The 18,235-nt window shown below is 71.7% G+C and carries 20 protein-coding genes; 10 read left to right on the top strand and 10 right to left on the bottom strand.

What is annotated here, in order from left to right:
• The first annotated feature begins 18 nt into the window (after positions 1 to 18).
• Complete coding sequence (locus OG521_14790; GenBank protein ID WUW21988.1) at positions 19 to 1,203, top strand: GGDEF domain-containing protein; 1,185 nt, start codon at positions 19 to 21, stop codon at positions 1,201 to 1,203.
• A 58-nt stretch (positions 1,204 to 1,261) separates the two neighbouring features.
• A complete protein-coding gene (gene hutH / locus OG521_14785) occupies positions 1,262 to 2,812 on the top strand; it encodes a histidine ammonia-lyase (GenBank protein WUW21987.1) in 1,551 nt (516 codons plus the stop codon).
• 61 nt (positions 2,813 to 2,873) lie between these two features.
• On the opposite strand, the gene OG521_14780 is transcribed toward hutH, so the two are convergent.
• Positions 2,874 to 3,161 carry a hypothetical protein gene (locus OG521_14780; GenBank protein WUW21986.1) on the bottom strand — a complete coding sequence of 96 codons (288 nt, stop codon included), beginning with the start codon at positions 3,159 to 3,161 and terminating at the stop codon, positions 2,874 to 2,876.
• Between the two features lie 182 nt (positions 3,162 to 3,343).
• Between OG521_14780 and OG521_14775 the strand changes: the two genes are divergently transcribed.
• From OG521_14775 to OG521_14760, 4 genes are all read left to right on the top strand, one after another.
• Positions 3,344 to 3,712, top strand: coding sequence for a hypothetical protein (locus OG521_14775; GenBank protein WUW21985.1), 369 nt, complete (start codon positions 3,344 to 3,346; stop codon positions 3,710 to 3,712).
• Positions 3,713 to 4,013: 301 nt separating this feature from the next.
• Positions 4,014 to 5,270, top strand: coding sequence for an Ig-like domain-containing protein (locus OG521_14770; GenBank protein WUW21984.1), 1,257 nt, complete (start codon positions 4,014 to 4,016; stop codon positions 5,268 to 5,270).
• Between the two features lie 184 nt (positions 5,271 to 5,454).
• Positions 5,455 to 6,906: an FtsX-like permease family protein gene (locus OG521_14765; protein WUW21983.1), complete on the top strand. Its 1,452-nt coding sequence runs from the start codon at positions 5,455 to 5,457 to the stop codon at positions 6,904 to 6,906.
• Positions 6,907 to 7,018: 112 nt separating this feature from the next.
• The gene (locus tag OG521_14760) at positions 7,019 to 7,702 is read left to right on the top strand and encodes an ABC transporter ATP-binding protein (GenBank protein WUW21982.1); all 684 of its coding nucleotides are present in this window, start codon (positions 7,019 to 7,021) and stop codon (positions 7,700 to 7,702) included.
• 75 nt (positions 7,703 to 7,777) lie between these two features.
• On the opposite strand, the gene OG521_14755 is transcribed toward OG521_14760, so the two are convergent.
• Complete coding sequence (locus tag OG521_14755; GenBank protein WUW26685.1) at positions 7,778 to 8,242, bottom strand: RDD family protein; 465 nt, start codon at positions 8,240 to 8,242, stop codon at positions 7,778 to 7,780.
• A gap of 606 nt (positions 8,243 to 8,848) precedes the next feature.
• On the opposite strand from OG521_14755, the gene gdhA reads away from it, so the two are divergent.
• Positions 8,849 to 10,228: an NADP-specific glutamate dehydrogenase gene (gene gdhA / locus OG521_14750; GenBank protein WUW21981.1), complete on the top strand. Its 1,380-nt coding sequence runs from the start codon at positions 8,849 to 8,851 to the stop codon at positions 10,226 to 10,228.
• 50 nt (positions 10,229 to 10,278) lie between these two features.
• On the opposite strand, the gene OG521_14745 is transcribed toward gdhA, so the two are convergent.
• The 4 genes from OG521_14745 to OG521_14730 form a co-directional block, all read right to left on the bottom strand.
• Entirely contained in the window at positions 10,279 to 10,641 is a 363-nt protein-coding gene (locus OG521_14745) for a YrdB family protein (GenBank protein ID WUW26684.1), read from the bottom strand.
• Positions 10,642 to 10,731: 90 nt separating this feature from the next.
• Entirely contained in the window at positions 10,732 to 11,400 is a 669-nt protein-coding gene (gene msrA / locus OG521_14740; GenBank protein WUW21980.1) for a peptide-methionine (S)-S-oxide reductase MsrA, read from the bottom strand.
• 72 nt (positions 11,401 to 11,472) lie between these two features.
• Positions 11,473 to 11,595 carry a hypothetical protein gene (locus OG521_14735; GenBank protein ID WUW21979.1) on the bottom strand — a complete coding sequence of 41 codons (123 nt, stop codon included), beginning with the start codon at positions 11,593 to 11,595 and terminating at the stop codon, positions 11,473 to 11,475.
• Between the two features lie 78 nt (positions 11,596 to 11,673).
• Positions 11,674 to 12,777 (bottom strand): hypothetical protein, encoded by a 1,104-nt coding sequence (locus OG521_14730; GenBank protein ID WUW21978.1) that lies wholly within the window; start codon positions 12,775 to 12,777, stop codon positions 11,674 to 11,676.
• Positions 12,778 to 12,845: 68 nt separating this feature from the next.
• Here OG521_14730 and OG521_14725 point away from each other — a divergent pair, with 68 nt between their 5' ends.
• Complete coding sequence (locus OG521_14725; GenBank protein ID WUW21977.1) at positions 12,846 to 13,991, top strand: cystathionine gamma-synthase; 1,146 nt, start codon at positions 12,846 to 12,848, stop codon at positions 13,989 to 13,991.
• Between the two features lie 87 nt (positions 13,992 to 14,078).
• Here the strand turns inward: OG521_14725 and OG521_14720 are convergent, their stop codons facing one another.
• From OG521_14720 to OG521_14705, 4 genes are all read right to left on the bottom strand, one after another.
• Positions 14,079 to 14,270: a DUF1059 domain-containing protein gene (locus OG521_14720; protein WUW21976.1), complete on the bottom strand. Its 192-nt coding sequence runs from the start codon at positions 14,268 to 14,270 to the stop codon at positions 14,079 to 14,081.
• A gap of 73 nt (positions 14,271 to 14,343) precedes the next feature.
• Entirely contained in the window at positions 14,344 to 14,595 is a 252-nt protein-coding gene (locus OG521_14715) for a hypothetical protein (protein ID WUW21975.1), read from the bottom strand.
• Entirely contained in the window at positions 14,592 to 15,092 is a 501-nt protein-coding gene (locus tag OG521_14710) for an RNA polymerase (GenBank protein WUW21974.1), read from the bottom strand. Before OG521_14710 ends, OG521_14715 begins: the two co-directional genes overlap by 4 nt.
• Positions 15,093 to 15,152: 60 nt before the next feature.
• Positions 15,153 to 15,683 (bottom strand): MarR family transcriptional regulator, encoded by a 531-nt coding sequence (locus tag OG521_14705; GenBank protein WUW21973.1) that lies wholly within the window; start codon positions 15,681 to 15,683, stop codon positions 15,153 to 15,155.
• Positions 15,684 to 15,839: 156 nt separating this feature from the next.
• Between OG521_14705 and ilvA the strand changes: the two genes are divergently transcribed.
• Both ilvA and OG521_14695 read left to right on the top strand, forming a co-directional pair.
• Positions 15,840 to 17,069: a threonine ammonia-lyase gene (gene ilvA, locus OG521_14700; GenBank protein ID WUW21972.1), complete on the top strand. Its 1,230-nt coding sequence runs from the start codon at positions 15,840 to 15,842 to the stop codon at positions 17,067 to 17,069.
• Positions 17,070 to 17,219: 150 nt separating this feature from the next.
• Entirely contained in the window at positions 17,220 to 18,233 is a 1,014-nt protein-coding gene (locus OG521_14695; GenBank protein ID WUW21971.1) for an ATP-binding cassette domain-containing protein, read from the top strand.
• The last annotated feature ends 2 nt before the right edge of the window (positions 18,234 to 18,235 follow it).

Raw genomic sequence — 18,235 nt, 5'->3', positions numbered from 1 at the left:
CCTACATAAGCTGGGGTGATGGGTGGTGACGATGCGCGGCTGCGGGCCGTGGTTTCGCTTGCGCAGGCGATGGCGGCGGCGCACACCCCGCGGGGGTGCTGGCGGGCGGCCGCCCTGGGGGCGTGCGAGGCGCTGGGCGGCAGTTTCGCCGCACTGTCGGTCTGGGAGCGCGGGCGGGGCCGGCTGAAGGTCCTGGTCAACGCGGGCGAGCGGGCCGAGGGGGAGGAGGAGTTCCCCGACGAGGAGACGTATCCGGTGCACCAGTTCCCGGAGATCACCGAATTCCTCCATGAGCGGTGGGCCGGGGGCGGTGAGCCGGACGCCTGGGTGGAGACCGCCGACGGACCGGTCGAGCCGGAGCCGGCGGACGACGGGCCGGGTGCGACCGGGCACGGCTACTCCCACCAGCGGGTGGCGGCCCTGCGCCGGCGCGGGCGCGGCTGCTGTGTGGTCGCGCCGATCGTGCTGCACGGGCGGGCCTGGGGCGAGCTCTATGTGGCCCGGCGGGTGGGGGAGCCGGTGTTCGGGCGCCCGGACGCGGACTTCGCCACCGTGCTCGCCGCGGTCGTCGCCGCCGGGATCTCCCAGACGGAGCGCCTGGAGGAGGTGCGCAAGCTCGCCTTCACCGACCCGCTGACCGGCCTCGCCAACCGGCGGGCCGTCGACATCCGCCTCGACGAGGCGGTGGAGCGCCACCGGGCTGACGGTTCGGTGGTGAGCTTGGTCGTCTGCGATCTCAATGGGCTCAAACGGGTCAACGACACCCATGGGCATGCCGTCGGTGACCGGCTGCTGGAACGTTTCGGCTCGGTGCTCTCCCGGTGCGGGGCCATGCTGCCCGGGGCGCTGGCGGCCCGGCTCGGCGGGGACGAGTTCTGTCTGCTGGCCCTGGGTCCGGGGGCGGACGAGGTGATCGCGGTGGCCACCGAGCTCTGCGAGCGGGCCGGGGAGCTGGAGTTCGGCAACGGGGTCGCGTGCGGCATGGCGTCCACCGGGGACCCGATCGGTCCGGTGGTCTCCGCGCGGCGGCTCTTCCGGCTGGCGGACGCCGCCCAGTACCGGGCGAAGGCGGCCCGCTCCACGAGACCCGTCGTGGCGGGGCGTGACGGCGAGGTCATCCGGCTGGCGGACTCCCCGCCCGGATCCCCGCACGACCGCCGCCGGCTGCGGGGGAACCGGCCCGGCGAGGGACCGGACCGGTAAGGGGTCAACCCGGCGACCACTAGTGACATGAAGGGTTTCAATCCGTACGCTTCTGAATATGGATATGCATACAGTCGTGGTGGGGACGTCCGGTACCACTGCTCAGGACGTCATCGCCGTGGCCCGCGGCAACGCCCGTGTCGAACTCTCCGCCGCCGCGGTGACCGCCCTCGCCGCCGCCCGCGAGATCGTGGACGCGCTCGCCGCCAAGCCCGAGCCGGTCTACGGCGTCTCGACCGGATTCGGCGCGCTCGCCAGCCGTCACATCAGCCCGGAGCTCCGCGCGCAGCTCCAGCGCAACATCGTCCGCTCGCACGCCGCCGGCATGGGCCCGCGGGTCGAGCGCGAGGTCGTCAGGGCGCTGATGTTCCTGCGGCTCAAGACGGTCGCCTCCGGCCACACGGGCGTCCGCCCCGAGGTCGCGCAGACCATGGCGGACGTACTCAACGCCGGGATCACACCCGTCGTTCACGAGTACGGTTCGCTCGGCTGCTCCGGGGACCTGGCGCCGCTCTCCCACTGCGCGCTGACCCTGATGGGCGAGGGCGACGCGGAGGGCCCCGACGGGACCGTGCGCCCCGCGGGCGAGCTCCTCGCCGCCCACGGCATCACCCCGGTCGAGCTGCGCGAGAAGGAGGGCCTCGCCCTCCTCAACGGCACCGACGGCATGCTCGGCATGCTCGTGATGGCCCTCGCCGACCTGCGCAGCCTCTACACATCGGCCGACATCACCGCGGCCCTCTCGCTGGAGGCACTGCTCGGCACGGACAAGGTCCTCGCCCCCGAGCTGCACGCCATCCGCCCGCACCCCGGCCAGGGCGCGAGCGCCGACAACATGCTGCGGGTGCTGGCCGGTTCGGGCCTCACCGGTCACCACCAGGACGACGCGCCGCGTGTCCAGGACGCCTACTCGGTGCGCTGCGCGCCCCAGGTCAACGGCGCGGGCCGGGACACCCTCGCGTACGCCGCGACCGTCGCCGACCGCGAACTGGCCTCCTCCGTCGACAACCCCGTCGTCCTCCCCGACGGCCGGGTGGAGTCCAACGGCAACTTCCACGGAGCGCCGGTCGCGTACGTCCTGGACTTCCTGGCGATCGTCGCCGCCGACCTCGGTTCGATCGCCGAGCGCCGCACCGACCGGCTGCTGGACAAGAACCGCTCGCACGGACTGCCGCCGTTCCTCGCCGACGACGCCGGTGTGGACTCCGGCCTGATGATCGCCCAGTACACCCAGGCCGCCCTGGTCAGCGAGATGAAGCGGCTCGCCGTCCCGGCCTCCGCGGACTCGATCCCGTCCTCCGCGATGCAGGAGGACCACGTCTCCATGGGCTGGTCGGCCGCGCGCAAGCTCCGTACCGCCGTCGACAACCTCGCCCGGATCGTCGCCGTCGAGCTGTACGCCGCGACCCGCGCGGTCGAGCTGCGCGCCGCCCAGGGGCTGACCCCGGCGCCCGCCTCGCTGGCCGCGATCGAGGCGCTGCGGGCCGCGGGCGTCGAGGGCCCGGGGCCGGACCGCTTCCTGTCGCCCGACCTGGCCGCGGCGGACGCCTTCGTCCGGGCGGGCAGGCTCGTCGCGGCGGTGGAGCCGGTCACCGGGCCGCTGGCCTGACCGCCCGACCTGCGCGGAAGCGGCCACCGGACGGACCCGGCGGCCGCTTTTCGCTTACCGCTCAGACGGCCGGCTGCGGGCCGGTGCGACGGGCCGAGTAGGTGACGAAGCCGGCTCCCATGCCCAGGAACGCCATGCCGCCGATCAGATACGGCGTCGTGTCGAACCCGGTCCCGGTGTCGGCGAGCGCGGTGGCGCCCGGACCCGTTCTGCCGGGGGCGTCCGTGACGGCGGCGCCGGACGCGGTGGCGGCGTCGCCGGTCGCGTTGGCGGACGGGACGAACCACAGGGCACACAGCAGCGTTGCCGCGGCGGTGGCGGTCAGCAGCGGACGGCGGGTGATGGCCACGGAATCGATCCCCCTTGTGACAGCCGTGAGTTGAAGGGGCCCCGGTCGCCCGGTCCCTCTCAGGCCTGTGCGCCGATGCTAATGAACGCAGCGGGTCGTAGGAAAGCCGTGGCGGCCGGGAGCTTACGCTCCGCCTCATGAGCACATCTGAGTCATCACGATTCGTTCGCCTTCGGGTCGAAATGGTGTTGGAGATCACGGACGCCGACGCCCTGAGCGGGACCGCCCTGGAGAGCCTCGCGGCGGAGTACGGGGAGCCCGGCGGCGAGTCCGCCGAGGAACGCACGCATGCCGAGACCGCCGTACGGGAAGACGGTGCGGAGGCCCTCGCCTCGCTGATCGACCCGTTCGACCTGGTCAGTGAGGTGCCCGGGGTCGAGCTGACCCAGGCCTCCTGGAGCAGCGAGACCATCGACTACGACCCGGAGGACCCGGACGGATGGGACCTCGACGACGGTCAGGACGATGAGGACGACGACGAGAGCGCCTTCGGCGTCCCGCACAATGGGGAGGAGGACGACAAGGACGGCAGCACGGAGCGGCGGGCCTAGCGGGTGGAGACACCGGCCCCGGCCCGCTCCCGGCGGGCCGGGGCCGGTGTGCGTGACGACCGGTGGATCCGGGCCTCGGAAGTGCTGTACAACCGGGTCGTGCACCGGCGGAGCACATAGATGATCAACGGCGGGAACCACCGCCGCCGCCACCGCGTCGATGAGTGGTGTTCCCCACATCCGGGACGGATATGGAACGGGGCATCCGTTCCGGGTGTTCTTGGAATATTGACGGGGTATCGCCGGTCGACGGCCTTGCTCGGGGTTTTTGGGGATTTCGGCAACGATGGAGAAGCGTGTGATGACGGACAGCAAGCGGCGCAAGGGCCTCATGGCCGCGTCCGCACTGCTCGGCGGCGTGCTGGTGCTTTCGGCCTGCAGCGACGGCGGCGACAAGGGCGGCCCTAGCCCCGACAGCTCGAAGAAGTCGCAGGCGGCCGAGGTCGACAAGGCGGCGGCCGAGGAGGCCTCGGAGGCGCAGATAGCGATCTCGCCGAAGAACGGCGCGACCAACGCGAGCATCAACAACGACGCCAAGGTCACCGTCGCCAAGGGCAAGCTGACCGTCGTCACCATGACCACCTCCGCCGGAGAGAGCGTCAAGGGCACGCTCTCCGCCGACGGCACCAGCTGGCAGCCGGCCGCCCAGCTGGAGCGCTCGACCACGTACAAGATCAACGCGACGGCGCAGGACTCGAAGGGCCGCGAGGCGCACGAGAACTCCTCCTTCACCACCGTGTCGCCCGCCAACAGCTTCATCGGGAACTTCACCCCCGAGGACGGCTCCACCGTCGGCGTCGGCATGCCCGTCTCGATCAACTTCAACAAGGCGATCACCGACCAGAAGGCCGTCCAGGCCGGCATCACGGTGACGTCCAGCAGCGGCCAGCAGGTCGTCGGCCACTGGTTCAACTCCCAGCGCCTGGACCTGCGCCCCCAGGACTACTGGACGGGCGGCTCCACCGTCACGCTGAAGCTGGCGCTGGACGGCGTCGAGGGCGCGGACGGCGTGTACGGCGTGCAGCAGAAGACGGTCACCTTCAAGGTCGGCCGCAACCAGGTCTCCACCGTGGACGCCAAGACGCACACGATGACCGTCACGCAGAACGGCAAGACGATCAAGACCATCCCGATCTCGGCCGGTTCGTCGGACAACCCGACGTACAACGGCCAGATGGTGATCTCCGAGAAGTTCAAGGAGACCCGGATGGACGGTTCGACGGTCGGCTTCACCGACGACGACGGCAAGGGCGAGTACGACATCAAGGACGTGCCGCACGCCATGCGGCTGTCCACGTCGGGCACCTTCATCCACGGCAACTACTGGGGCGCCAAGTCCATCTTCGGCAGCGCCAACACCAGCCACGGCTGCGTCGGCCTCGCCGACACCAAGGGCGCCGGTGACCCGGGCGCGCCCGCCGCGTGGTTCTACAACAACTCCATGATCGGTGACGTGGTCATCGTCAAGAACTCCCCGGACAAGACCATCCAGCCCGACAACGGCCTCAACGGCTGGAACCTGAGCTGGGCCCAGTGGACGGCGGGTTCCCAGGGCTGACCCGACCGGCCGCGTCCTCCTCACCCCGGGCAGGACCCCGACCGGCCCCGAGCCCCGTACCCAGGCGGCGGCTCCGCGATCCCCACGGATCCCGGAGCCGCCGCCTGCGGCGTTCGCGGCTGTTCTCATGCCGCTCTCATCCCGGCCTTAACCCACCATCACAAGCGCTCCCTAACCTCACGCCATGTTCTTCACCTACCTCCGGCGCGAGCTGCGCCGCCGCAGAAAGGCGGCGCTCGTCGTCGCCTCGGGGCTCGCCCTCGGCATTGCGCTGGTCATCATCGTCAGCTCGGTCTCCTCGGGCATGAGCAAGGCCCAGGACAAGGTCCTGGAATCGCTGTACGGCCTCGGCACGGACATGACGGTCACCAAGGCCGCCGCAGCTCCGGGTTCCGCCACGGAGCGCCCCAGGTTCGAGTTCGACGCGAAGGGCAGCGACGACGACTCGACCCAGAGCACGGACCGGGTCATGGTCCAGGGCTTCCAGACGCTCGCCTCCACCACCGTCGGCGAGGTGGACCGGCAGACCGGGGTCGCCGACGCCGTCGGCGGGCTGAGCCTGACCGTCATGAAGGTCGACGGCCAGTTCAAGCGCGGTGAGTTCAAGCAGCAGGGCGGCACCGCCCAGGGCCGCGGTCCCGGTGGCGGCACCGGCCAGCCGCAGGGCGAGGTCCAGGGCGGCGGCGCCTCCTTCGACGTCAACTCCTACACGGTGTACGGCACCGACGTCACCAAGCAGGACCTCGGCCCGCTGACCTCGTCGAAGATCACCGCGGGACGTACGTTCAAGAGCACCGAGACCAACGCGAAGGTGGCCGTCGTCGACGCCGCGTACGCGAAGGAGAAGAAGCTCGCCACCGGCAAGACGGTCACGGTCCACGGCACCGAGTTCACCATCGTGGGCGTCTCCACGGCCGACAGCGGCGACGCGGCCGCCAACCTCTACATCCCGCTCCAGCAGGCGCAGACGCTCTCCGACTCGAAGAACAAGGTCACCACGGTCTACGTCAAGGCCGCGGACTCGCAGCAGATCGACAGCGTCAAGTCCGTGATCCAGAAGAACATCGCGGGCACCACGGTCACCACGTCCGCCGACCTCGCGGACACCGTGTCCGGCTCACTGTCCACGGCGTCCGACCTGGCGTCCAGCGTCGGCAAGTGGCTCTCCATCGCCGTGCTCATCGCCGCCTTCCTGGTCGCGGGACTCCTCACCTCCTCCGCGGTCAGCCGCCGCGTCCGGGAGTTCGGCACGCTCAAGGCGCTCGGCTGGAAGAGCGGCCGGGTAACCCGCCAGGTCATCGGCGAGGCCCTCGTCAACGGCCTGATGGGCGGCGTCCTCGGCATCGCGGTCGGCCTCGCCGGCGCCTACGCCGTCACCGCCGTCAGTCCCACTCTCACCGCCCAGCTCGGCTCCTCGGGCGGCGGCGCGGGCGGCGGCCGCGGCGGCATGATGGGCGGCCCCGGCCGCCAGACCGCCTCCAAGGCGCTCGACATCGCGCTGACCGCACCCGTCTCCCTCTCGGTCATCCTGATCGCCGTCGTGCTGGCCGTCGCCGGCGGGCTGATCGCGGGCGCCTTCGGCGGCTGGCGCGCCTCCCGGCTGCGCCCCGCGGACGCGCTGCGCCGCGTCGAGTAGCCCGCCGCGGGCTGCCCCGAACCCGGGCATCCCGTACCCCGTACCCCGGCGACCCGCGATCCGCGAGGCGTCCGCCCGGGATCCGCGATCACCGTCCAGCAGGAGCTGACCCATGTACACGCTTCAAGGCGTCACCAAGCACTACACGCGCGGCAAGTCCACCGTCCACGCACTCGCCGGCGTCGACCTGACCATCGAGGACGGCGGCCGCCTCGTCATCCAGGGCCCCACCGGCGGCGGCAAGTCCACGCTGCTCCAGATGCTCGGCGGACTGGACCGTCCCACGGCCGGCAGCATCGAACTCGACGGGGTGGACCTCGCGAAGCTCAGCGAGGCCAAGCTCACCAAGGTCCGCGCCGAGAACATCGGCTTCGTCTTCCAGAGCTTCAACCTCATCCCGACGCTCACCGCCCAGGAGAACGTCGAGACCGCCCTCGTACCGCTCGGCGGCAAGGCGTCCGAGCGGCGCAGAAGAGCCGCCGAGGCGCTCGACTCGGTCGGGCTCGGCGAACGGCTCGGTCATCTGCCCGGCGAGATGTCCGGCGGCCAGCAGCAGCGGGTGGCCATCGCCAGGGCCCTGGTCAAGCAGCCCAAGGTGCTGCTCGCCGACGAACCCACCGGCAACCTCGACGAGTCCATGCGCGACGAGATCATGGAGGTGCTGGAGACCATGTGGAAGGAGCACGGGCTCACCTTCATCATGGTCACCCACGACAGCTCGATCGCCCGCCGCGCCCCGCGGCTCGCCACGATCCGCAAGGGCAAGGTCACCATCACGGAGAACGCCGCCGCCTGACCCGGCGGCACGTACCGGGGTCTTCCGTTCCGGCCGGGACGGGAGGCCCCGGTCCCGTCCCGCCGGCGGGAGGGTTCAGACCGTCCGCCCGGCCACGGCCCGGCGGTGCGCCGCCAGATCGCTGCGGCGGACCTGGCGCAGCCCGGCGGGGTCGGGGTGCGCGACGTTGTCCTCGTGGCCCGCCCGGTGGCCGGGACCGCCCTCGCCGCCGGACCTGGCGAGGTGGGCGCGCACCCCGTACCAGGGCTGCAGCGGCAGCCAGCACAGCCCGTACAGCCATCTGCGCACCAGCCGCCCGGGGCCGGGGCGGCCCACGTCCGGCAGGCTCACCACCCGTATCCCCATGATCAGCTTCCCGGCGCCCGCCCCGACGAGTGCGGTGAGCACCACCTGGTTCAGGAACGACAGGACGAGCACCGGCCCGACCAGCAGACCGGCGACCTGGGGAACGGTCGCCGAGTCCACATGGGGCCGGACGAGTAACCCGCTGACGACCAGGCAGAGATAGCAGTCGAGCCCCACGGCGAGATAGCGGCGCATCTCGCCCGCCCGGGGCGGTGTGCGCGGCCCGGTCCTGCCCGCGCCGTACGAGGGTCCCGGATACCCGTAACCGAGCCGGGGACCCTCGGTCAACGGCGGTGGCCCGTAAGGAGTATGAGGAACCCGGCCGCTGCGGTGCCCCCGCGATGTCGTCATGACGGAATCATGTCTGATTGCCCGTCACGGCGGGCCCGGACCGCACACCTTCCCGTTCTTCCCGCGCGACGGAGGCGGGAGTGCGGCCGCCGCGAGGGCCGATGCGGAACCTCGCCGCCCCCGCCCGGGCACCTCACAACCGCCCGTCCCGCCCTGTGAGGTTCACCACTTCGGGCGATGGGCGACCCCGCCCCAAACCGGCGGAACCGCCCAGGGGCAAGGCCATCGCGCCCTTTACGCGCCCGGCCGGCGGAGATCACCATGTGGATGCCGTGGAGCATCCCGTGGCCCCACTGGGACACTCGATACGCCACAACGGTCCTGTACGTCGCTTTCGTGGGCACGGTATGCGTGATGTCGGGCGACGCCCTCGACGGCGAGGGAGGACCCGGTGCCCCTCGGGACGGGGGCGCCTTCGCGCATGAGCCGACCACGGAAGGTCTTGATCAGATGACGGCCACCCCTGACTCCGCAACGCCGCACACCGCCGAGAACCGTGTCATCGAGCCGCTGTACGCGGAGATCCTCCGCCGCAACCAGGGCGAGAAGGAGTTCCACCAGGCGGTCCGGGAGGTCCTGGAGACGCTCGGCCCGGTGCTGGCCCGGCGCCCGGAGTTCGTGGACGCCCGCATCATCGAGCGCATATGCGAGCCGGAGCGCCAGCTCATCTTCCGTGTGCCGTGGTCGGACGACTCCGGCGACATCCACGTCAACCGCGGCTTCCGGGTCGAGTTCTCCAGCTCGCTCGGCCCGTACAAGGGCGGGCTGCGCTTCCACCCCTCGGTCAACCTCGGCATCGTGAAGTTCCTCGGCTTCGAGCAGATCTTCAAGAACGCCCTCACCGGCATGCCCATCGGCGGCGGCAAGGGCGGCTCCGACTTCGACCCGAAGGGCCGCTCGGACGCCGAGATCATGCGGTTCTGCCAGTCGTTCATGACCGAACTCCACCGCCACCTCGGCGAGTACACCGACGTCCCCGCCGGTGACATCGGCGTGGGCGGCCGCGAGATCGGCTATCTCTTCGGCCAGTACAAGCGGATCACCAACCGCTTCGAGTCCGGTGTCCTCACCGGAAAGGGTCTCGGCTGGGGCGGCGCCCTGGTGCGGACCGAGGCCACCGGCTACGGCTGCGTCCTGTTCACCGCCGAGATGCTCCGCAGCCGCGGCGAGTCCCTCGACGGCCAGCGCATCGCCGTCTCCGGCTCGGGCAACGTCGCGATCTACGCGATCGAGAAGGCGCAGCAGCTCGGCGCCACCGTGGTGACCTGCTCCGACTCCGACGGCTACATCGTCGACGAGAAGGGCATCGACCTCGCCCTGCTCAAGGAGATCAAGGAGGCCCGCCGCGGCCGCGTCTCCGAGTACGCCGAACGCCGCGGCGGCGAAGCCGTGTTCGTCCCCGGCACCGGTGTCTGGAACGTCCCCTGCGATGTGGCCCTGCCCTGCGCCACGCAGAACGAACTCCACGAGGCCGATGCGCTGACCCTCGTGCGCAACGGCGTGAAGGCGGTCGCCGAGGGCGCCAACATGCCCACCACCCCCGAGGCCGTCCGCGTCCTCCAGGAAGCGGGCGTGGCCTTCGCCCCCGGCAAGGCGGCCAACGCGGGCGGGGTGGCCACCAGCGCCCTGGAGATGCAGCAGAACGCCTCGCGCGACTCCTGGACCTTCGCGCACACGGAGGAGCGGCTCGCGGAGATCATGCGCCACATCCACGAGTCCTGCTACACGACGGCGGAGCGCTACGGCAGCCCCGGCAACTACGTGGCCGGCGCGAACATCGCCGGCTTCGAGCTGGTTGCGGACGCGATGCTGGCGCAGGGGCTGATCTGACCCGTCCGGCCGGATCAGACTCCGTCTGATCCGAGGAGCGCGGCCGGCACCTACCGGGCAGGTGCCGGCCGTCGCCGGAACGTCTCCAGCAGGCCCGTGTTCGCCACCACCACGACGGCCATGACCACGGCCGCCACGGGGTGCCCCACCCCGTAGAGGGCGAGGGCGGCGCCGCCGAGCACCACGGTCTTGACCGCCAGCACACCGGCCACCGGCAGCCGGATCCGGGCGCGGGGTGCTGCGAACAGGCCCCACAGGGTGATGGCTACGGCCAGCACTGCGGCTCCCAGCAGGAGTTGGAGGGCCAGTCCGTCCCCGAGACTGAACCCCCAGCCGAACAGGCAGGCCAGCGCGGCCAGTTCCACGAGGAACGCCAGGGCCTCGTTGGCCGCCCGCCAGGGATGTCCGCTCAGGGACGGGACCGCCGGTCCGTCCGTGCCGTTCTCGCGCATGGTGCCCCCACCCCGCCGTTCACCGTTCACGTCGGTGCGAGGGTAACCGGCTCAGCCCCGCGCCGCCGGTGCCACCCCGGCCGGGCACGAGACACCCGTGCCGCCGATCCCGCAGTAGCCCGCCGGGTTCTTGTCCAGGTACTGCTGGTGGGCCGGCTCCGCGGGCCAGAATTGGCGGCCGTCGGCGGGCAGGATCTCCGTGCTGATCACGCCGTGGCCGGAGCCCGTGAGGGCCTTCTGGTACGTCTCGCGGGACGCCGCAGCGGCCGCGGCCTGCTCGGGGGAGTGGGTGTACACGGCGGAGCGGTACTGGGTGCCGACGTCGTTGCCCTGGCGGAAGCCCTGGGTCGGGTCGTGGGACTCCCAGAAGAGCTTCAGCAGCTGCGCGTACGTCACGGTCCTCGGGTCGAAGACCACGCGTACCGCCTCGGTGTGCCCGGTCAGGCCGGAGCAGACCTCCTCGTACGCGGGATTCTCCGTATAGCCGCCCTGATAGCCGACGAGCGTCGTCCAGACGCCGTCCTGCCGCCAGAACGTGCGCTCGGCGCCCCAGAAACAGCCCATCGCGAAGTCCGCGACCTCCAGACCCTCCGGGTACGGGCCCAGCAGGGCGTTGCCCAGGACCGTGTGGCGGGACGGGACGGTGAACTCCGGGGTGGTGCGGCCGCGCAGGGCCTCCTCCGGGGTGGGGAGCTGAGGGGTGCGGCGGTGCAGGAACATACGGGGCTCCTCCTGGGTCGGGGTGCTCTCACTGCAACGCCCCCGGGCCACCGCGGATTCCTCCGCCGGAGGTCAGCGGCGCGGTGCGCCGCCGTCCGACTCCGCGTCCTCGACGTAGGCGGCGGCCCGCTTGCGGGCCTTGAACCAGAAGTAGAGGCCGAGGCCGATCAGGATCAGGGGTATCAGTCGTGTCACGGGAACACCGTTCATCGCAGGGGAATCAGGGGCGCGTCGCTTCCACGGTCGCACAGCGGCGGCCGTCGCGGTTCGCGGCTACTGCGGCAGCGTCGCCGGGCTGCCGCCGTTCGCCTCGTAGCCGGCCACCGCCAGGGCCCGGTACACGGCGTACTCGGCGGCCGGGTCGGAGTTCTCCGTCCACGGCAGCGCGCCGACGTGGCCGTCGATGTGGACCAGCTGGTTCATCGCCTCGGACCAGCGCTCCATCCGGACCAGGAACAGCACCAGGAGATGGCGGACGTGCGCGAGCATCGGGTCGTCGGCGCGGGCCGCGTGCACCGCGAACATCGCGCCCTCGACCGCCTTCGTCACCACCAGGCCGCGGTAGAAGCCCTGGACCAGATTCACCTCGGGCAGGTGCTCGTACACCGCGAACAGCGGCAGCGCCGCCAGCAGCGAGCCCTGTGGGGCGCGGGCGGCCGCCGCGGTGGCGAAGCGGTCCGCCTCCTCGCGGGAGCCGTGCCACTTCTCGCACCAGAAGTGCAGCGCCGCGATGTGCGCGCCCATGTGGGCCGGGGCCCGGTCGATGATCTTCGCCCAGAGCTGGTCGAACTCCTCGTGCGAGTAGCCCAGTCCACGGGCGACGGCCAGCTCCACGAGATACGGGACGGGGTCGCCCGGCGCCAGCAGGGCCGCCTCGCCGACGACCGTACGCGCCTCCTCCAGGATGATCCGGAAGTCGTCAGTCCCCGCCGATGACGACCGCCACGCCTGCTGGACCAGGAACTCCGCGTGCACGGCCGCGCCGCCCGCGTCCTTCGGCGCCTCGGCCCGCCACTTGCGCAGCCACGCCCCGCCGACGCCCGGCCGCTGCATCAGTTCCAGGGAGGCGGCCCCGGCGAAGGCCTGCACCCGCTGCCACCGCACCTCGCCCTCCTTCGGCGTCCCGGACAGCAGCTGGGACGCGGCCCGCCACTCCTGGGTGTGCTGGACGACATCGAGCACGTCGAGGAGATCCTGGTCGGGGCCCGGCATCCGGATGTCCAGCTCCTCCTGGCGCACGAAGCCGTAGGTGTCCGGATCGGCGGCGTCGGGCGAACCGGGCGCCACCTGACGGATGCCGCCCCGGCGGCGCCGCACATAGGGGCCGACGACCGCGGCGAGCAGGCACAGCGCGAGCAGGAACCACAGAATCTCCATGCCCCCATTGTCACCGGACGGCCCGGTGGTCCGTGAGGGACCTCGGCGGCGGACTACGCTCGGGGCCCATGAGCGACCAGCACAGCTTCGAGACTCTCGCGATCCACGCGGGAAACACCGCCGATCCCCTCACCGGCGCTGTTGTTCCCCCCATTTACCAGGTCTCCACGTACAAGCAGGACGGCGTGGGCGGACTGCGCGGCGGCTACGAGTACAGCCGCAGCGCCAACCCGACCCGCACCGCGCTGGAGGAGAACCTCGCGGCCCTGGAGGGCGGCCGCCGCGGACTCGCCTTCGCCTCCGGCCTCGCCGCCGAGGACTGCCTGCTCCGTACGCTGCTGACCCCCGGCGACCACGTGGTCATCCCGAACGACGCCTACGGCGGCACGTTCCGGCTGTTCGCGAAGGTCGCCTCGCGCTGGGGCGTGGAGTTCTCGGTCGCCGACACCTCGGACGTGGCGGCGGTACGGGCGGCGATCACCCCGCGCACCAAGGCGATCTGGGTGGAGACGCCCTCCAACCCGCTGCTCGGCATCACCGACATCGCGGCCGTCGCCGACGTGGCCCGCACGGCGGGTGCGCGGCTGGTCGTCGACAACACCTTCGCCAGTCCCTACCTCCAGCAGCCCCTGGCGCTCGGCGCCGATGTCGTCGTCCACTCCACCACCAAGTACATGGGCGGCCACTCGGACGTCGTCGGTGGCGCGCTGATCGTCAACGACCCCGATCTGTCGGAGGAGCTGGCGTACCACCAGAACGCGATGGGTGCCGTCGCCGGGCCGTTCGACGCCTGGCTGGTGCTGCGCGGCATCAAGACGCTGGCCGTGCGGATGGACCGGCACAGCGAGAACGCGACCAAGGTCGCCGACCTGCTGACCCGCCACCCCAAGGTCACCCAGGTCCTCTACCCCGGGCTGCCCGAGCACCAGGGCCACGAGATCGCCGCCAAGCAGATGAAGACGTTCGGCGGCATGGTGTCCTTCCGGGTCGCGGGCGGCGAGGAGGCGGCCGTCGAGGTCTGCAACCGCGCGAAGCTCTTCACGCTCGGTGAGTCGCTCGGCGGCGTCGAGTCGCTCCTGGAGCACCCGGGCCGGATGACGCACGCCTCCGCCGCGGGCTCCCCGCTGGAGGTCCCCGCCGACCTGGTCCGGCTCTCCGTCGGCATCGAGAACGGCGACGACCTGCTGGCCGACCTGACGCAGGCGCTCGGCTAGGGCCCGTACCGGTCGTCGTACGCGACACGGCGCAGACGAGAGGGGCGGGGCCGGCGCAACCGGTCCCGCCCCTCTCGTCTCCGGTCCTCAGACCGAGACCTTCTCGTCCTCCAGCGAGGCCCTGACCTGCTCCCGCAGCTCGGGGCTGTCGGTGTGCTCATGGACGGAGACCGCGTGCTCCGTGGCCGCCCGCACGACTTCGTCCTCCTCACCGGAGATCGTCAGCGAGCAGTTCGACACACTCGGATACTTGCGGCAGTCAGCGATCTTCCTGGTCATCACAGCCTCCTCGGCCGGTGTCCGGCCGTGCCCTTCCAGGATAAATCGGTACGAAGCGGTCCGGGTGTGGTGCCTACCAGCCCTCCAGCGGCGGCGTCGTCTCCGCGGGCGGCACGTGCCAGGGCTGGACCACCACCGCCCACACCGTGAACGCCACGACCACCGCGGTCGCCGTCAGCAGCCACAGCCGCGTCAGCACCCGCCGGCGCCGCAGCAGCCGGCCGCCGCGCTCCGCCGCCCGCGCCGCCAGCTCCGCCGGGACCTGAGGACGGGGGTTCTCCAGCATCCGCCGGACCTCGTCCTCCTTGCGCCCCATGCCGCTCACGGTGCCGCCCCCAGCGGCCGGGTGCGCGGGTGCCCCCGCCGCAGGGTCGGGCTCCGGGTGCCGCGCATCGTGGCCACCGAGCGGTTGCAGACCGCACGGACCCGGTCCACCGGCACCCCGAGCAGCGCCGCCGTCTGCTCCTCGGGAACGCCCTCGTACAGGCGCAGCACCAGGACGAGCCGTTCCTGCGGGGTCAGCCGGTCCAGGAGTCCGCCGCGAAGGCGGTGATGACGCCACGCCTCGCGGGCGAAGCGGGTGGCGAGGTCCTGCCGGGTGCGGTCGTACGGATCCTCGCCGTGCAGCCGGTCCCAGTCCGCGTACGTCCGGGCCAGCGCCGCGGTCAGCAGCCGCTGCGCGCGCTCGTTGGCGCCGGGCGGGTCCGCGGGTTCGGCCGTGAGGAGGGTCGCGGTGTGCAGCAGCCGGCCCGCCGCGCCCGCCACGAAGGCCTCGAACTCCTGGGCGCGGCGCCGCTGTCGGCCCGCATGGCGCTCTCGCACGAGGTCAATCGGAGCGCTCCGCGGGCCCCGGGTCAACCCCCGGGGACCCGGCGGCCCGGACTAACCCGCCTGCGGTGCCTGGTGCGCCGCCTGGCGCGCGGCCAGGGCCGCGTTGAAACGGGTCAGCAGAGCGCAGAACGTGTCCCGCTCGTCCTCGGACCACTCGTCCGTCACCTGTGACATCAGCTCGCGCCGCGAGGAGCGGACCTCGTCCAGCCGGGCCTGGCCGCGCGGGGACAGCTGGAGCACGACGGCACGGCCGTCCTCCGGGTGCGAGGTGCGCTTGACCAGACCGGTGTCCACGAGCGGTGCGACCTGCCGGGTCACGGTCGAGGAGTCGATCCCCATCCCCGCGGCCAGCGCCTTGACGCCCATGGGGCCTTCCCGGTCCAGCCGGTTGAGCAGCAGATACGCGGCCCGGTCCATGGAGTTGCGCACCTGGCCGACACCGCCGAGGCGGGTCTGCTCGGCCCGGCGGGCGAAGACCGCCACCTGGTGCTGCAGGGCGTCGAGAAGGTGGTCGTGACCCGGGTTCTCCGGGGCGGCGCCCCCGGAAGGAGACGCGGCAGTCGTCATGTCCTGAGGGGGCATGGCCGGGGGCTCTCTTCGTGCGGTGTCGGATGGGTGGGGGACAGAGTACGCGGCCCCGGGGCAACGCGTACCAGTGCTGCACAAACCTGCGGACATCGGCGCAGGACGGCACCTCATGCGGCGGCCGCAACCCCTTTCAGCTGCAAGACTTGCGGTATGAACTTCCCTCCGCCCGGCCGTTTTCCCCCGCTGATCCTCGATGACGTACGGGGTGCGCAGAAGATGCTCTCCGGGGTTTCCAGGGTCACCCCGCTGGAGGGAAGCCGCCATCTGTCCGCGCTCGTGGGCGCACCGGTGCTGTTCAAGTGCGAGAACCTGCAGCGGACGGGGTCGTTCAAACTGCGGGGCGCGTACGTACGCATCTCCGGTCTGACGCCGGTCGAAAGGGCCGCGGGCGTCGTCGCCGCGAGCGCCGGAAACCATGCGCAGGGTGTCGCGCTCGCGTCTGCGCTGCTCGGCGTACGGTCGACGGTCTTCATGCCCGTCGGGGCGCCGCTGCCGAAGGTCGCCGCGACCAGGGAGTACGGCGCGGAGGTGCGGCTGCACGGCCATGTCGTCGACGAGACCCTCGCTGCGGCGCAGGAGTACGCGCACGAGACGGGCGCGGTCTTCATCCACCCCTTCGACCACCCGGACATCATCGCCGGGCAGGGCACGGTGGGCCTGGAGATCCTGGAGCAGTGCCCGGAGGTGCGCACGATCGTCGTGGGTGTCGGCGGCGGCGGGCTCGCGGCCGGGATCGCCGTGGCGGTCAAGGCGGTCCGGCCCGATGTGCGGATCGTCGGCGTGCAGGCGGCGGGCGCCGCCTGCTACCCGCCGTCGCTGGCCGCCGGCCACCCCGTGTCGATCGATTCGCTCCAGACGATGGCGGACGGCATCAAGGTGGGGCGCCCCGGCGATGTGCCGTTCGGCCTGGTCCGGGAGCTGGTCGACGAGGTCCGCACGGTCTCCGAGGACGAGCTGTCCAGCGCCCTGCTGCTCTGCCTGGAGCGGGCCAAGATGGTCGTGGAGCCCGCCGGGGCGAGCCCGGTGGCGGCGCTGCTGAGCGATCCCAAGTCCTTCCGAGGGCCGGTGGTGGCCCTGCTCTCCGGCGGCAACGTCGACCCGCTGCTGATGCAGCGCATCCTGACCCACGGCATGTCGGCGGCCGGCCGCTATCTGAGCCTGCGGCTGCGGCTGACGGACCGGCCCGGCGCGCTGGCGACCATGCTGGGCGTGCTCTCACTGGCCGATGCCAACGTCCTCGACGTCAGCCATGTGCGCACCGACCCCCGGCTCGGTCTCACCGAGGCCGAGGTCGAACTGCACCTGGAGACCAAGGGGCCCGAGCACTGCGAGGAGGTCGCCGCGGCACTGCGCGGGGCGGGGTATCTCGTGATGGGCTGAACCCTTGTTGGTCGCGATGTATCGCGATACTGTGCGTGCGCCCGGACCGGTGGCGTACACGCGTTCGTCCCGTGTGTTCACCAGGCGCGGAAACCCGGGCAAATCTAGGATCTGTGAGGAAGTCACCCGAACGCACTGGGGGAACCCCATATGCCAGGCGCCATCTACGCCGAAGGTCTGGTGAAGACCTTCGGAGACGTGCGAGCACTCGGCGGCGTCGACCTCGACGTGCCGCAAGGCACCGTCCTCGGACTTCTCGGCCCCAACGGAGCCGGCAAGACGACCGCCGTACGCGTCCTGACGACGCTGCTCAGACCCGACAGCGGCAGCGCCTTCGTCGCGGGCATCGACGTACTGAAGAAACCCAACGAGGTGCGGCGCTCGATCGGGCTCTCCGGCCAGTTCGCCGCCGTCGACGAATACCTGACCGGCCGGGAGAACCTCCAGATGGTCGGCCAGCTCTACCAGATGTCGGCGCGCGACGCGAAGGCCCGGGCCGTGGAACTGCTGGAGCGGTTCAACCTCGCCGACGCGGCCGACCGCACCGCCAAGACGTACTCGGGCGGCATGCGCCGCCGCCTCGACCTGGCGGCGGCCCTCGTCGTCTCCCCGCCGGTCATGTTCATGGACGAGCCGACCACCGGCCTCGACCCGCGCAACCGGCAGCAGCTCTGGGACGTCATCGAGGAACTCGTCGCCGGCGGCACGACGCTGCTGCTCACCACGCAGTACCTGGAGGAGGCCGACCGCCTCGCCCACGACATCTGCGTGATCGACCACGGCCTCGTCATCGCGCGCGGCACCTCCGACGAGCTCAAGGCCCGCACCGGCGGCGAACGCGTCGAGGTCGTCGTCCAGCAGCGCGACCAGATCGAACCGGCCCGCGAGGTCCTCACCCACCTGGGCAAGGGCGAGGTCGCCGTCGTCCCGCACATGCGCAAACTGACCGTCCCGGTCGACGGCGGCGCCAAACTGCTCGCCGAGGTCATCCGCGAGCTCGACGGCCGCGGTGTGGAGATCGACGACATCGGGCTGCGCCGCCCCACACTCGACGACGTGTTCATCTCCCTCACCGGCCACGCGGCCGAGCAGGAGCGGACCGACGAGAGCAACGAGCACGGGACGGCCCCGGAGCCGGGCGCCCGGACGGAGGCAGCGAAGTGAGT

The organism is Streptomyces sp. NBC_01463, from assembly GCA_036227345.1.
Lineage (GTDB): Bacteria > Actinomycetota > Actinomycetes > Streptomycetales > Streptomycetaceae > Streptomyces.
Note: the sequence above shows the minus strand (reverse complement) of the source record. Positions and strands in the feature narration are given on the sequence as shown.

What these genes read in the sequence shown, in the direction of transcription:
- OG521_14725 (WUW21977.1), top strand. Translation starts at nt 12,846, where the DNA reads ATGAGCGACCAGCACAGCTTCGAGACTCTCGCGATCCACGCGGGAAAC.
- gdhA (WUW21981.1), top strand. Translation starts at nt 8,849, where the DNA reads ATGACGGCCACCCCTGACTCCGCAACGCCGCACACCGCCGAGAACCGT.
- msrA (WUW21980.1), bottom strand. Translation starts at nt 11,400, where the DNA reads ATGTTCCTGCACCGCCGCACCCCTCAGCTCCCCACCCCGGAGGAGGCC.
- OG521_14695 (WUW21971.1), top strand. Translation starts at nt 17,220, where the DNA reads ATGCCAGGCGCCATCTACGCCGAAGGTCTGGTGAAGACCTTCGGAGAC.
- hutH (WUW21987.1), top strand. Translation starts at nt 1,262, where the DNA reads ATGGATATGCATACAGTCGTGGTGGGGACGTCCGGTACCACTGCTCAG.
- OG521_14720 (WUW21976.1), bottom strand. Translation starts at nt 14,270, where the DNA reads ATGACCAGGAAGATCGCTGACTGCCGCAAGTATCCGAGTGTGTCGAAC.
- OG521_14770 (WUW21984.1), top strand. Translation starts at nt 4,014, where the DNA reads ATGACGGACAGCAAGCGGCGCAAGGGCCTCATGGCCGCGTCCGCACTG.
- OG521_14790 (WUW21988.1), top strand. Translation starts at nt 19, where the DNA reads ATGGGTGGTGACGATGCGCGGCTGCGGGCCGTGGTTTCGCTTGCGCAG.
- OG521_14775 (WUW21985.1), top strand. Translation starts at nt 3,344, where the DNA reads ATGGTGTTGGAGATCACGGACGCCGACGCCCTGAGCGGGACCGCCCTG.
- OG521_14705 (WUW21973.1), bottom strand. Translation starts at nt 15,683, where the DNA reads ATGCCCCCTCAGGACATGACGACTGCCGCGTCTCCTTCCGGGGGCGCC.
- OG521_14755 (WUW26685.1), bottom strand. Translation starts at nt 8,242, where the DNA reads ATGCGCCGCTATCTCGCCGTGGGGCTCGACTGCTATCTCTGCCTGGTC.
- OG521_14765 (WUW21983.1), top strand. Translation starts at nt 5,455, where the DNA reads ATGTTCTTCACCTACCTCCGGCGCGAGCTGCGCCGCCGCAGAAAGGCG.
- ilvA (WUW21972.1), top strand. Translation starts at nt 15,840, where the DNA reads ATGAACTTCCCTCCGCCCGGCCGTTTTCCCCCGCTGATCCTCGATGAC.
- OG521_14760 (WUW21982.1), top strand. Translation starts at nt 7,019, where the DNA reads ATGTACACGCTTCAAGGCGTCACCAAGCACTACACGCGCGGCAAGTCC.
- OG521_14730 (WUW21978.1), bottom strand. Translation starts at nt 12,777, where the DNA reads ATGGAGATTCTGTGGTTCCTGCTCGCGCTGTGCCTGCTCGCCGCGGTC.